Genomic DNA, 12,646 nt, shown 5'->3' with positions numbered 1-12,646 from the left:
CGGGGAACCAACGTTTGACCGCCCTTCTCACCGCCTCTGACTTCGCCCCCCACGATGCGCTCGCCGCCGTTCTCCTCGATCACGCGACCGAGGGGGATGATGGCTCGCACGACCTTGCCCATATCCACCGCGTCTTCAGGAATGCGCTGAAGATTCAGGCCGGCGAAGGTGGAGATGCCGAGATCCTCGCCGCCGCCGTTCTCCTACATGACTGCGTCGCGGTCGAGAAGAGTTCGCCACTCCGGTCGCAGGCTTCGCGGCTGGCCGCAGAGAAGGCAAGTGGCATTCTTGCCGCGCTTGGCTGGCCGAAGGAGAGGATCGAGGCCGTGGCGCATGCGATCCTCACCCATAGCTTTTCCGCCAACATCAAGCCGGAGACACTGGAAGCGAAGATGCTGCAGGATGCCGACCGGCTGGATGCGATCGGCATGGTCGGCGTGGCGCGCTGTTTCTACATCGCCGGGCGGATGGGTTCCGGCCTCTACCACCCCGGCGATCCCAGCGCCGAGCAGCGCCCGCTCGACGACCGCTCCTATGCGATCGACCACTTTCCGGCCAAGCTCCTGAAGCTCTCCGACGGCTTCCAGACGGCGACCGGCCGAAAGCTGGCTGAGGAGCGGCACGAGCGGCTCAATCTGTTCCTGACCCTCTTCCGCGACGAAATCTGAAGGACGCTAATCCATGCAAGTGACCGGGCTCTCCATCTATCCCTTCAAGAGCGGGCGCGGCATTGCGCTTCCCCAGGCGCGCATCGATCCCATGGGCCTCTCCGGCGACCGGCGCATGATGCTGGTCGATCCTGATGGCCAGTTCATCACCCAGCGGGAAATGCCCGACCTTGCTCGCCTCACGGCGCTCCCGGCCGCCGCCTATCTGACGCTTCGATTGAATGACGGGCGTGAAATGATGGTCGCGCCGCCGCAGCCGGACAATCGCATGGATGTCACCATCTGGCGCTCGACCGTCAGCGCGGCGATGGCGCATGACAGCGTTAATGCCAAGCTTTCCGACTGGTTCGGCCGGCCGGTGAAACTCGCCTTCATCGACGAGGAAAGCCGCCGCGAGGCGAGCGTGGAATGGGCCGGAGAAGCCTCGCCGATGGGCTTTGCCGACGGCTATCAGATCCTCGTGACGACATCAGGCTCCTTGCGCGCGCTGAACGAGGACATGGAGCGGCACGGCGAAGGTTCTGTTGGCATGGATCGGTTCCGCCCGAACATCGTCGTCGACTGCGACGAGCCCTGGGCGGAAGATGCCTGGACCGGCCTCGAGATCGGCGGCGTCCGCTTCGATTTCGTCAAACCCTGCCCACGCTGCATCATGACCACCCAGGACCAGCAGACCGGATCGCGCGAGGTTGCCAGCCCGATGCCGGCCATGGGCCGGATCCGCATGTCTGCCGACCGCCGCGTGCCGGGGGTGCTTTTCGGGTGGAATGCGGTACCGCGGGGAGAGGGTCTGGTGCGGGTCGGGGATGCGGCCACTGTACTCGGCCGCCGCGAGGGTTGGGCGATCAAGGGGCGGTGAGATTACGGGGTCAGCAGAGCTTGCGGCGCCCATCTCCCCCTTGGTGGGGGAGAAAGCGATTTCGATGAGTTAGTCGTGGCGGAAGCCACGGCTAAACATCTGAAATCGCAAGCGAGGGGGTCCGTGAGTCTGCGCCCACAGGACCGATCCCCTCACCAACAAAATCTGAAGTTTAGCCCTGATCGGGCTAAGCCTTCGATTTTGTAACCTCTCCCACAGAGGGGAGAGGTGGCGCGACACCCCGCTGGGGGCCTCGAAGGATCGAGCCGCCCACGCCGCCCCCTGACATCCATCAAATCCCCTGATGGCCAGTTCATCAAAAGGCGTTTCTGCTCATGATCCGACTGCACTAGTGTGTGATCGACAAAGGAGAATCCGCGATGAACACGATCAGCCGTCCCGCCATGCCCTGGCTTATCATTCTTGCGGGATCGCTGATTGCGGTGATGACCTTCGGGCCGCGTTCGGCCATGGGCTTCTTCCAACTGCCAATGCTCGCGGACCGGGGTTGGGACCGCTCCACATTCGGGCTTGCCATGGCCTTCCAGAACCTGTTCTGGGGCTTGAGCCAGCCGTTCTTCGGGGCGCTCGCCGACAAATACGGTACGGGTCGCGTGCTCGTCATGTCGGGCGTGCTTTATGCCGCTGGCCTGGTGATGATGGCCAATGCTTCGGCGCCTATCTGGCTGCATATGGGCGGTGGTGTGCTGATCGGTCTTGCGATCGGCGCCGGCTCCTTCAGCGTCATTCTCTCGGCCTTTGCCCGCAACGTGACGCCGGAACAGCGGTCGATGGCATTTGGCATTGGGACAGCTGCGGGTTCGGCCGGCATGTTCCTGTTTGCGCCGCTCAGCCAGGGTTTCATCTCGGCCTTCGGCTGGTCGGATAGTCTCGTGATCATCGCTGTCATGATGCTGGTCGTGCCGCTGCTTGCCTTTCCGCTGCGCGGCAATGCACAGTCGGGCACGCAGTCCGGCAACCAGTATCAGCAGACGATCGCCGAGGCGCTGAAAGAAGCCTTCGCGCACAAGAGCTATCTTCTGCTGACGACCGGCTTCTTCGTCTGCGGCTTCCAGGTCGCCTTCATCACCGCGCATTTCCCCGCCTATCTCGGCGATATCGGCATCGAGGCGAGTTATGCGGTGATCGCGATGGCGCTGATCGGCTTCTTCAACATCATCGGCTCGCTGGCGGCCGGCTGGATCGGGCAGCGCTATTCCAAACCCTATTTCCTCGCCTTCATCTATATCGGTCGCTCGATCACAGTGACGCTCTTCCTGCTCCTGCCGCAGACGCCGGCCTCGGTCGTTGTCTTTGCCGCTGTCATGGGGCTGCTCTGGCTCTCCACCGTGCCGCCGACCAACGGGCTCGTGGCGATCATGTTCGGCACGCGCCACCTCGGCCTGCTCGGAGGCCTGGTCTTCCTCTCCCACCAGATCGGGTCCTTCCTCGGCGTGTGGATGGGCGGCTATCTGTACGACCACTTCGGAACCTATGACCAGGTCTGGTGGTTGGGTGTGGCGCTCGGCATCTTCGCGGCTGTGGTGCACTGGCCGATCCGCGAACAAGCCGTCGAACGCCCGGCAATGGGCGTGGCGTAATTTTGCCCAAACTGAGATCATATTTCGGCATTTCGCTCGTGCCGGATCAAAATTCCTGTGTTTTCAGCTGAGCAAGACTGTCACAGAAAATTATTTTATTTTTCCCGCACCGCCCGTTGACGGATTCCGAGCCAGCACCTACCTTGTGCGAGCTGGTTCGGATCCTGACGACGAACCATGTACGGCCTCGCTATTGAAGGCCGCAGCCAAAGAAGGAGGTCAGCGAAATGCAAGTTGTATTTCTTGATGCCATCCGATCCTGGCAGCCGACCCCGCGCCTCGTGATGGTGAAACGCCATCCCGACTGCATCTGTCGAATGTGACGCTGCGCAAGCACTGATTCCATTTCATCGACACCTTACACAACGCCGTGCCGCGCGCATGGGCGGGGAATATCGTTATGAAGAAGCAAGTTATCGAATATGCCGGGATCCCGGTTGGCATCACCATACCCGATGGCGACAGGGTCAAGTTCATCGCCGTCAAATATCCGGTCATCGACCTCGACGGCGGTAGCTATCGCAACATCAGCGAACTACAGGCCGCCATTCATGATCACATGGCGAAATCGGCGCCAGAAGATCAGGCTGTGTTCCTGGGCGCGGCCAATTCGCCGGGCGCTTCCAGCGAACGCAAGGTTTTCAACGCCGCCTGACAGAACCCCTCGCGTGCCGCGCCGGGCTCCAGGCCCCGCGGCCCGTAGACATGCCGATCCAGAAAATAGGATGTCAGCCGAAAGGCGGCAGCGAGGCTGTCCGGATCAGCCGCCCGGTTCGTGCCGGGCTTGAGGAAATCCGGCAGCGCCAGCATCTTGTCCGCCCAGGGCGCGCCCGCCTCGCGGCTGACCGCCCTGCCCGACTTCGGCGAGACATAAGCCAGATCATGATGCGTGCCCGTCGCGGCACATTCGGTCAGATCCAGCCCGAAGCCGAGATCATTCAGCAGCCCAAGCTCGAAGCGGACGAAGAGTTCGCCGGCCGTGGCAGGTTCCTCCAGATGATCGAGAATGATATCCAGCGCCTGAAAGAGATGCGGATGGGGATCTCGCTCCGGCAAAAGCCGCAGCAGGGCCCCGAGCGCCTGCACACCGTAGACGGCGGTCGCGCTTTCCATCAACCGGCCCGCACGCAGCATCAGAGGTTCTATGCGAAACTCGCCCAGATGTTCGTCCAGGCGGGCACGCCAGGTGACTTCCAGACGATTGCCGGGCTGCAGCACCGGCTGCATCGTGCGTGAGCGACCAGAGCGCACCATGCCCAGATGCCGGCCGCGGCTGGCCGTCATCACCTCGGCGATGACGCTTGTTTCGCCATGCCGCCGCACCCCGAGAAGGATTGCCTCGTCTGTCCATTGCATGATCAGGTTTTACCGCAGAGGCCGCTTAAGCGCGAGGAATTTCGCGAGCGGTCAGACGTCCGCGAGATAGCGTTGCACCCAGCCGCGCCAATGGGCGATCGCTTCGGGCTTTCCCGGATAGCGTTTTTCTTCATGCAGTTGCACAAGTGACTTCATCGCCTGGAAGAGCACAACCGACATGATCTCGGCCTGTTCCTCGGGCAGGTCCGGGCGCCAGAGCGTGAGGATCTCGGTGATGCGCTTGCGCAGGCTTTCACGAAGCACGCCCGGGCGCACACCCGGCTGCTCCCATCGGGCATCGAGCAGGCTGAGCGCCAGGCTGCGCTCGGCAGCATGGGCGACGAGCACGTCGAGCAGGCGGTCGGCAAGCTGGCTTCCGTCGAGGTCTGCGACCTGCGCCCTGATTCGGTCCAGCGCTGCCTCGACATGCTCGGCATAGCGGGCGACGAGTGCGTCGGCGAGCACATCCTTGTTGGGAAAGAACTGGTAGAGTGAACCGATCGGCGCTTCGGCCCGGGCAGCGATCTCCGTCATGGTCGCGGCCCTGTAGCCCTGCTCGGCGAAGACGGCGGCACCGGCATCAAGAAGCTTTGCGACCCGGGCAATGCCGCGCTTGCGTTTGGGCTCCTTGGCGGTCGGCGCGGGCGTCGCCAGCGGCGTCGAGGCCGAACTTGACTTTTGCGAGGCCATGCTCATAAAACTCGTTTGTGAGGTCTACCTCATTTATTTGATGAAAACGCGCTTTCGTCCAGCCCTTTCCGGCAAAGGTGTCTCAGACGAAGGACGGAGACAGTCATGTCCTTGGACAAAGAGCATGGGACGCCTACACAACCCGGCCTGCTGACACCGCTTCCGGTCGCCCTTCGCTGGCTCATTCTCTTCGCCCTGTCCGTTGCGATCTCCGGCGGGCTTTTCCTCGCGCATATCCCGGGCTCGCTGCTGCTCGGGCCCATGGTCTCGGCCATTCTCGTGGCCACAAACGGCGCACGGCTTTCCGTTCACCGCTACCCCTACATCTTCGCCCATTCGCTGATCGGCTGCATCATCGCCCGCTCGATCGATCTGGGAACGCTGTCGACGGTCGCAGACGACTGGCCGGTCTTTCTGTCCATCGTGCTTGCGATCATCGCGGCGAGCAGCCTGCTCGGCTATTTCATGGCAAAAGCCGAGATCCTTCCGGGCACAACCGCAATCTGGGGGACATCTGCGGGAGCCGCCTCGGCCATGGTGCTGATGGCAGAAGCCCATGGCGGGGATGCGAGGCTGGTCGCCTTCATGCAGTATCTGCGCGTCGCCTTTGTCGCGACCGGCGCCTCGCTGATGGCGGCCTTCGTCTTCAACGTCGAGGGCGGTGCTGCGCAGGCCGTCGTCTGGTTTCCGGAGACGGACTGGCTCGACCTGTCCTTAACGCTGGCTGCTGCCATTGCGGCGGCGATGGTCGGCGCACGGCTCAGGATACCGGCGGGCACCATGCTCCTGCCGCTGGTTGCGACGACGGTTCTGCATGTCATGGGCTATATCACCCTGCAACTGCCGGAATGGCTGCTGGCGCTCGGCTATGGCGTGATCGGCTGGCGGATCGGCCTGTCTTTCACGCGGCGGATCCTGAGGCATGCGGCAAGCGCCCTGCCCCAGATCGTCGGCTCGATCCTGGTGCTGATGGCGTTCAGCGGCGGGCTTGCCTTCCTGCTCTGGTCGCTGCATGGCGTCGACCCGCTTACGGCCTACCTCGCGACGAGCCCCGGCGGGCTCGATTCGATCGCGATCATTGCCGCGACCACGCCGGTCGACATGTCCTTCATCATGGCGCTGCAGACCATGCGGCTGATCGTCATCATCCTGATCGGACCGACGATTTCGGACTTCGTGGCAAGGCGCGTGGCGAAGGGCTGAGCGCCCTTCGCTTGATTGCGCTTAGTCGCGGGGGAATTCGAGGCCCATTTCGCGGAAGCGTTCGGGATCGTTGCCCCAGTTCTCGCGCACCTTCACAAAGAGGAAGAGGTGGACCGGCTGTTCGAGGATCTCGGACATCTCCTTGCGGGAAGCCGTGGAAATCGCCTTGATCGCGTCGCCGTTCTTGCCCAGCACGATCTTCTTCTGGCTGTCGCGCTCGACATAGATAACCTGTTCGATACGAACAGAGCCATCCTTGCGCTCTTCCCAGGTCTCCGTCTCGACATGCGAGGAATAGGGAAGCTCCTGGTGCAGGCGCAGGAACAGCTTCTCGCGGGTGATTTCGGCTGCGAGCTGGCGCATCGGCAGATCGGAAATCTGGTCTTCCGGATAATACCAGGGACCTTCCGGGAAGGTCTCTGCCAGATAGTCCATGATGTCGTCGCAGCCCGACCCGGTCGTGGCCGAGATCATGAAGGTGCGGTCGAACTTGACCGCTTCGTTGGCCTTCTCGGCCAGCGTGAACAGATCTTCGTGGCGCACCCGGTCGATCTTGTTCAGGACCAGGATCTTCGGCTGCGGCACGTCCTTCAGGGCTTCCAGGATCGCCTCGGCATCGCCGCGCAAACCGCGTTCGCTGTCGATCAGGAGCAGGATGATATCGGCATCCTTGGCACCGCCCCAGGCAGAGGTCACCATGGCGCGGTCGAGCTTGCGGCGCGGCTTGAAGATGCCGGGCGTGTCCATGAAGACGATCTGGGCGTTCTTGTGGATCGCGATGCCGCGCATGACGGCACGGGTCGTCTGCACCTTGTGGCTGACGATCGACACCTTGGCGCCGACAAAGCGGTTGACCAGCGTCGACTTGCCGGCATTGGTCGGGCCGATCAAGGCAACAAAGCCGGATCGGGTCGGGGTGTTGACGGTGGCTTCGCCGCCGTCATGGGTTTCGGTATCGGTCATATCATCCATTCAATTCGCGTCGGAGGCCTTGGCCCAGACGCCTTCGCGTTCGAGTATCTTGGTCGCGGCCACCTGTTCGGCGGCACGCTTGGAACGTTCGATGCCGATCTCCGGCTTCAGGCCCGGGATCTCTACGATCACCGTGAAGCTGGGATCATGATCCGGTCCAGAGCGATCGGCAACCTTATATGTGGGCGGCTTGCCAAATCTGGCATGCGTCCATTCTTGCAATTCGGTCTTGGCATCGCGGCGGGCGCCGTCGGCGCGGGCAGCACGACCCTCCCAGTATTTGAGGATAAAGCCGCGCGCGGCCTCCAATCCTGCCTCAAGATAAATGGCGGCGATCAGGCTTTCAACGACGTCGGCGCGGACATTCAGCATGTTCTTCGCCGTGATCTTCTTCACGTCCGCGCCCGTGCGGATGAAACGGTAAAGCTCGATCTCGTCGGCGACGGAGGCACAGGCCTCGGCACTGACCAGCTGGTTGAAGCGAACCGAAAGTTCGCCCTCGGTCGCGTCGCGGAAGGTCTTGAACAGCATTTCGGCGACGCAGAGGCCGAGTACGCGGTCGCCGAGAAATTCCAGCCGCTCGTAGTCGCCCTTCTTGCCCCGCGAGACCTGGGCGCTGGCATGAGTCAGCGCCCGCTTCAGGCGGTCGCGGTCGGCGAACTTGTGGCCGATCGCAGCTTCGAGCTGCTCCCAATCCTTTTCGCCGACCACGCTCTTATTCGTCATTCGACCACCTTGAACAGGCGATCCCAGCGCATGTTGGCCGGCCACTTCCAGACTTCGCGGAAGGAGGTGTCGTTGCCAAGCGAGAAGAAGATCAGCGAGGCCTTGCCGATCAGGTTCTCGGCCGGCACGAAGCCGACGTCGAAGCGGCTGTCGAGCGAGTTGTCGCGATTGTCGCCCATCGCGAAGTAGTGGCCTTCCGGCACGATGAATTCGCGCGTGTCATCGCCACGGGTGCCCTGCGCCTGGTCGAGCGTGTTGTAGCTTACGCCGTTGTCGAGCGTTTCGCGGAAGACGGGAACGTCGGTGCCGGGATCCATGCGGTAATCGGAGGTGAAGACGCCGTCCTGAACCTTCGGCACGGGCTGACCGTTGACCTGCAGCACGCCGCCGATCATCTGGATCCGGTCACCCGGCAAGCCAACGATCCGCTTGATATAGTCGATGCTCGGGTTCGGCGGGAAGCGGAAGACCGCGATATCGCCGCGCTCCGGTTCGCTCTCGAAGATCCGGCCTTCGAACAGATCCGGCGAGAAGGGCAACGAGTACTTCGAATAGCCATAGGAGAACTTGTTGACGAAGATGTAGTCGCCAACCAGCAGCGTCGGCATCATCGAGCCAGACGGAATTGTGAAGGGCTGAAAGAACACGGTCCGGATCACCATCGCCAACAGCAGGGCCTGGATGATGACCTTGACGTTTTCCCAGAGGGCACTTTGCTTCTTTTCTTCGCTCACGCGGATCGGTTCCTTCTTGCGAAAATCCTGCTCTCTCTAGTCGGTTCGGGCGAGCGCGGCAACCGCGTAGCCCCGTCAACCAGCGCGACCAGTTAACTCAGCGGCTTTCCGGCAGGGCCTCGACGATGACGAATGCCTGGGCATAGGGGAATTCGTCGGTGATGGTGAGATGAATGACAGGACGATGGCCTGCCGGCAGGAGGCGTTCCAGGCATCGGGCGGCGCCACCAGTCAGTTCCAGGCCCGGCTTGCCGTTCGGCAGGTTCACGACGCCCATCTCCTTCCAGAAGACACCTTCGGCAATTCCGGTCCCCAGCGCTTTCGCCATGGCCTCCTTGGCGGCGAAACGCTTGGCATAGGAGGCAGCGCTGTCCTTGCGGCCATTCGAGCGCGCCTGCTCCTCGTCCGTGAAGCAGCGGGCGGTGAATTTCTCGCCGAAACGGGTGATCGATTTCTCGATTCTTCTGATGTCGACCAAGTCGCTGCCGATGCCGATGATCATGTCAGACGCTCGATCCCTGGAGAGCTTCGGCGAGGCGGACACGGGCGCGTTCGGCAAGCCGTTCGCGGCGACGGGCCTGGAATTTCGCCACGGTGAAATAGATGACGCAATAGATGACCGCGCCACTGACGACGGCGAGCGGGATAGCCCCCACGAGCATCGGCTTCAAGATCGGATGCCACATGCTCTCGAAGGCCGAAAGGGAAAACTTTTTCTCGAGATCTACACTATCCGTGACCGGAACCCCCTTGCCGATCAGGCGATGGCCCACCTCCCAGGTCGAGGCCCAGATGAGCGGAAAGGTCAGAGGATTGCCAAAGGCTGTTCCGATGGCAGCAGCAACCATGTTGCCGGCAATGAGATAGGCAATCGCGAAGGCGAGCAGAAAATGCAATCCGATGAATGGGGTCCAGGAGGAGACGACGCCTGCCACAACGCCGGCGGCAATCGCGTGCGGGGTGGCCGACAAGCGCAAGATTCGTTTGCTCAGATATTGAAACGATCGGATGAAGCCCCGGCGCGGCCAAAAAAGCTCGCGTAGCTTCGTCAGTCTGGAAATCGGTTGCCTGCGTCGAAACAGCATGCGGGATATGTAGTGGATGCCGGACGGGTTGGGCAAGGAAAAGCGGCCATCAAGGTGGCCAAAAAGCAAAGACGCCGGCAAGAACCGGCGTCGCAGCATGGACCAGATATGGTCGGTCGACGTATCAGCTGCGGCGGAACATGCCACGGTCGATTTCGCGCTGGCGGTATTCCAGGTCGACGAGATCGCGGGCGCCGTTCAGGTAGCTCATTTCACGCTCTGCAACGGTCGGAACGCGAAGGGCGCGGGCGAATTTGCGGATCGGAGTAAACATCGTTTTGTCCTCGGTTCTTTGTCTTCATCTGTTGACCGAGATATAATGGTGCGGCGCACAATCAACCAGAGACAAGAACTGACGTCAGCCATGCGTAAAACGCATAGCGAAGGGGTCGAGGTTTACGAATTAGGCAGGATTGTGATGAAAAGTGAGGCAGCGAGGGCGGCTGCGAGGCGACCGGGCGGACATTATCCGCACCGGTCATGTCTGTGAGACGGCAGATCGCCTCAGTCGTAAACGCGCTTCACCGTCGAGATGCAGTCGAGTTCCTTGAGCTCGCCAAGCAGCTGGCTCAGCTGACGAAGGTCCCAGACCTCGAGATCGATCCCCATTTCCGTGAAGTCGGTGGCGATGCGGATCATGTTGAGCACCCGGATGTTGATATCCAGACGGGCAACGCATTGCGCAACGGTCGCCAGCGTCCCCGGCTCATTGAGCGCATTGATCAGGATTCGTGCAACGAAACGCGACTTGTTCGCCTCGTCGAGATCCCAGCGCACGTCGATCCAGCGCTCCGGCTCGTTTTCAAAGCGCTGCAGGGCGGAAGCCTGGATCGGGTAGATGGTGATGCCCTTGCCATCTTCCATGATGCCGACGATTCGGTCGCCGGGCACGGCACCTGCAGGCGCGAAATGCACCTCGGCGTTTCCGGAAAGGCCGCGGATCGGCAGCGGATCCGGACCATCGCCCGCTGTCGGCACATCACCCTTCGGATGGGCGGGACCGGGGATCTTGAAGACCATGCCATTGGCGCTGTTCATCGCGAACCAGCCCTCGTCCGAGGAGGGCTTCACGGTCACACGTTCGTCCTGATAGTCGGGGAAGACGGCCCTGAGAACGTCGAGCGAGGAGGTCTCGCCGCGACCGACCGAGGCGATCGCGTCTTCCACGTCGCGCTGGCCGAGACGATGCAGCGCGGGTCTCAGCGTGTCCTTGGAGAACACCTTGCCGGCGCGCTCGAAGGTGCGCTCCAGAATGCGCTGGCCAAGGCCTGCATATTGCTTGCGGATCGCCATGCGGGTGGCGCGGCGGATGGCGGCACGGGCCTTGCCGGTGACGACAATCTCTTCCCAGGCGGCGGGCGGCACCTGCACGCCGGAGCGGATGATTTCAACCTCGTCGCCATTCGACAGACGGGTGACCAGCGGCATGATCGAACCGTTGATCTTGGCGCCGACGCAGGTATCGCCGACATTGGTGTGAACGGCATAGGCAAAGTCGATCGGGGTGGCACCGCGCGGCAACGCAATCAGCTTGCCCTTGGGCGTGAAGCAGAAGACCTGGTCCTGGAAGAGTTCGAGCTTGGTGTGTTCGAGGAATTCTTCCGGGTTGTCCCCTTCCGCCAGCGCCTCGATGGTATGGCGGAGCCAGGAATAGGCATTGCTTTCGCGCTGCAGCGGCTCGCTCGGATCGCCGTTCTCGCCATCCTTGTAGAGGCTGTGGGCGGCAATACCGAATTCGGCGATATCGTGCATGCGCCGAGTGCGGATCTGCAGCTCGATGCGCTGGCGCGACGGGCCGACGATGGTGGTGTGGATCGAGCGGTAGTCGTTCTGCTTCGGCGTCGAGATGTAGTCCTTGAAGCGGCCCGGCACGACGCGCCAGCGAGTATGCACGATGCCAAGCGCGCGGTAGCAGCCGGGGATGTCGTCAACGAGAATGCGGAAGCCATAGACGTCCGAAAGCTGTTCGAAGGAGAGCGATTTCGACTGCATCTTGCGGAAGACGGAGTAAGGCTTCTTCTGCCGGCCCTTGACCGAGGGGGTCAAAAGGCCGTTCGCCACCAGGAGCTCGCGCAACTCGTCCTCGATCTTGGTGATCAGGCCTTCGTTGCGGGTCGACAGCTCCGCCAAGCGATTGGTGACCGTCTCATAGGCTTCCGGGTTCATGTAGCGGAAGGACAGGTCCTCCAGCTCGTCGCGCATGTCCTGCATACCCATGCGGCCGGCGAGCGGCGCATAGATTTCCATCGTCTCTTCGGAAATTCGGGCACGCTTGTCGTCACGCATGTGCTCGAGCGTGCGCATGTTGTGCAGGCGGTCGGCGAGCTTCACCAGGAGAACGCGGACGTCGTCGGAAATGGCAAGCAGGAGCTTGCGCAGATTTTCCGCCTGCTTGGCCTTCTTGGTGACGAGGTCGAGCTTCTTGATCTTGGTGAGGCCCTCGACCAGACGGCCGATATCCTCGCCGAAGAGCTCGTCGATCTCGGCACGGGTCGCGGACGTGTCCTCGATCGTGTCGTGCAGCAGCGCAACCGCGATCGTCGATTCGTCGAGATGCATGTCGGTCAAGATGGCGGCAACTTCGAGCGGGTGGGAGATATAGGGGTCCCCGCTGGCGCGTGTCTGCTTGCCGTGCTTCTGCATGGCATAGACATAGGCCTTGTTCAGCAGAGCTTCGTTGGCATCGGGCTTGTATTTCTGCACCCGCTCAACGAGCTCGTATTGCCGCATCATTCCGATCGTCTCCACAAAC

13 protein-coding genes and 1 pseudogene are annotated in these 12,646 nt (G+C 62.0%); 5 read left to right on the top strand and 9 right to left on the bottom strand.

What is annotated here, in order from left to right:
* Nucleotides 1-14: 14 nt before the first annotated feature.
* The 4 genes and pseudogenes from GH983_RS05625 to GH983_RS05610 form a co-directional block, all read left to right on the top strand.
* Entirely contained in the window at nt 15-668 is a 654-nt protein-coding gene (locus GH983_RS05625) for an HD domain-containing protein (protein WP_246727508.1), read from the top strand.
* Nucleotides 669-681: 13 nt separating this feature from the next.
* Nucleotides 682-1,527: an MOSC domain-containing protein gene (locus GH983_RS05620; RefSeq protein WP_153761877.1), complete on the top strand. Its 846-nt coding sequence runs from the start codon at nt 682-684 to the stop codon at nt 1,525-1,527.
* Nucleotides 1,528-1,907: 380 nt separating this feature from the next.
* Nucleotides 1,908-3,128, top strand: a complete 1,221-nt coding sequence (locus GH983_RS05615) for an MFS transporter (protein ID WP_153761876.1) — start codon at nt 1,908-1,910, stop codon at nt 3,126-3,128.
* A gap of 400 nt (nt 3,129-3,528) precedes the next feature.
* A pseudogene (locus GH983_RS05610) lies at nt 3,529-3,708 on the top strand (hypothetical protein); the annotation flags it as partial.
* Nucleotides 3,709-3,710: 2 nt separating this feature from the next.
* Here the strand turns inward: GH983_RS05610 and recO are convergent.
* Together recO and GH983_RS05600 are read right to left on the bottom strand one after the other, a co-directional pair.
* Complete coding sequence (recO, locus tag GH983_RS05605) at nt 3,711-4,484, bottom strand: DNA repair protein RecO (RefSeq protein WP_153761875.1); 774 nt, start codon at nt 4,482-4,484, stop codon at nt 3,711-3,713.
* A 51-nt stretch (nt 4,485-4,535) separates the two neighbouring features.
* Nucleotides 4,536-5,174 (bottom strand): TetR/AcrR family transcriptional regulator, encoded by a 639-nt coding sequence (locus GH983_RS05600; RefSeq protein ID WP_246727507.1) that lies wholly within the window; start codon nt 5,172-5,174, stop codon nt 4,536-4,538.
* Between the two features lie 105 nt (nt 5,175-5,279).
* On the opposite strand from GH983_RS05600, the gene GH983_RS05595 reads away from it, so the two are divergent.
* The gene (locus GH983_RS05595; RefSeq protein WP_153761873.1) at nt 5,280-6,377 is read left to right on the top strand and encodes an AbrB family transcriptional regulator; all 1,098 of its coding nucleotides are present in this window, start codon (nt 5,280-5,282) and stop codon (nt 6,375-6,377) included.
* Between the two features lie 21 nt (nt 6,378-6,398).
* Here the strand turns inward: GH983_RS05595 and era are convergent, their stop codons facing one another.
* From era to GH983_RS05560, 7 genes are all read right to left on the bottom strand, one after another.
* A complete protein-coding gene (era, locus tag GH983_RS05590) occupies nt 6,399-7,349 on the bottom strand; it encodes a GTPase Era (RefSeq protein WP_069041756.1) in 951 nt (316 codons plus the stop codon).
* Nucleotides 7,350-8,075 carry a ribonuclease III gene (gene rnc / locus GH983_RS05585; RefSeq protein ID WP_069041757.1) on the bottom strand — a complete coding sequence of 242 codons (726 nt, stop codon included), beginning with the start codon at nt 8,073-8,075 and terminating at the stop codon, nt 7,350-7,352. It abuts the gene before it with no gap.
* Nucleotides 8,072-8,809, bottom strand: coding sequence for a signal peptidase I (lepB, locus tag GH983_RS05580; protein WP_054150455.1), 738 nt, complete (start codon nt 8,807-8,809; stop codon nt 8,072-8,074). The genes rnc and lepB overlap by 4 nt, the downstream gene beginning before the upstream one ends.
* Before the next feature lie 97 nt (nt 8,810-8,906).
* Nucleotides 8,907-9,311, bottom strand: coding sequence for a holo-ACP synthase (acpS, locus tag GH983_RS05575; RefSeq protein ID WP_054150454.1), 405 nt, complete (start codon nt 9,309-9,311; stop codon nt 8,907-8,909).
* A 1-nt stretch (nt 9,312) separates the two neighbouring features.
* Nucleotides 9,313-9,894 (bottom strand): DUF2062 domain-containing protein, encoded by a 582-nt coding sequence (locus GH983_RS05570; RefSeq protein ID WP_069043852.1) that lies wholly within the window; start codon nt 9,892-9,894, stop codon nt 9,313-9,315.
* Between the two features lie 124 nt (nt 9,895-10,018).
* Nucleotides 10,019-10,168, bottom strand: coding sequence for a DUF3563 family protein (locus GH983_RS05565; RefSeq protein ID WP_153761872.1), 150 nt, complete (start codon nt 10,166-10,168; stop codon nt 10,019-10,021).
* 230 nt (nt 10,169-10,398) lie between these two features.
* Nucleotides 10,399-12,627 carry a bifunctional (p)ppGpp synthetase/guanosine-3',5'-bis(diphosphate) 3'-pyrophosphohydrolase gene (locus tag GH983_RS05560; RefSeq protein ID WP_054150453.1) on the bottom strand — a complete coding sequence of 743 codons (2,229 nt, stop codon included), beginning with the start codon at nt 12,625-12,627 and terminating at the stop codon, nt 10,399-10,401.
* Between the last annotated feature and the right edge of the window lie 19 nt (nt 12,628-12,646).

The sequence above is a fragment of the Agrobacterium sp. MA01 genome (assembly GCF_009650195.1).
Taxonomy (GTDB): Bacteria; Pseudomonadota; Alphaproteobacteria; order Rhizobiales; family Rhizobiaceae; genus Allorhizobium.
The sequence above is the reverse complement of the archived record's forward strand: the minus strand, read 5'-3'. Positions and strand labels throughout refer to the sequence as shown.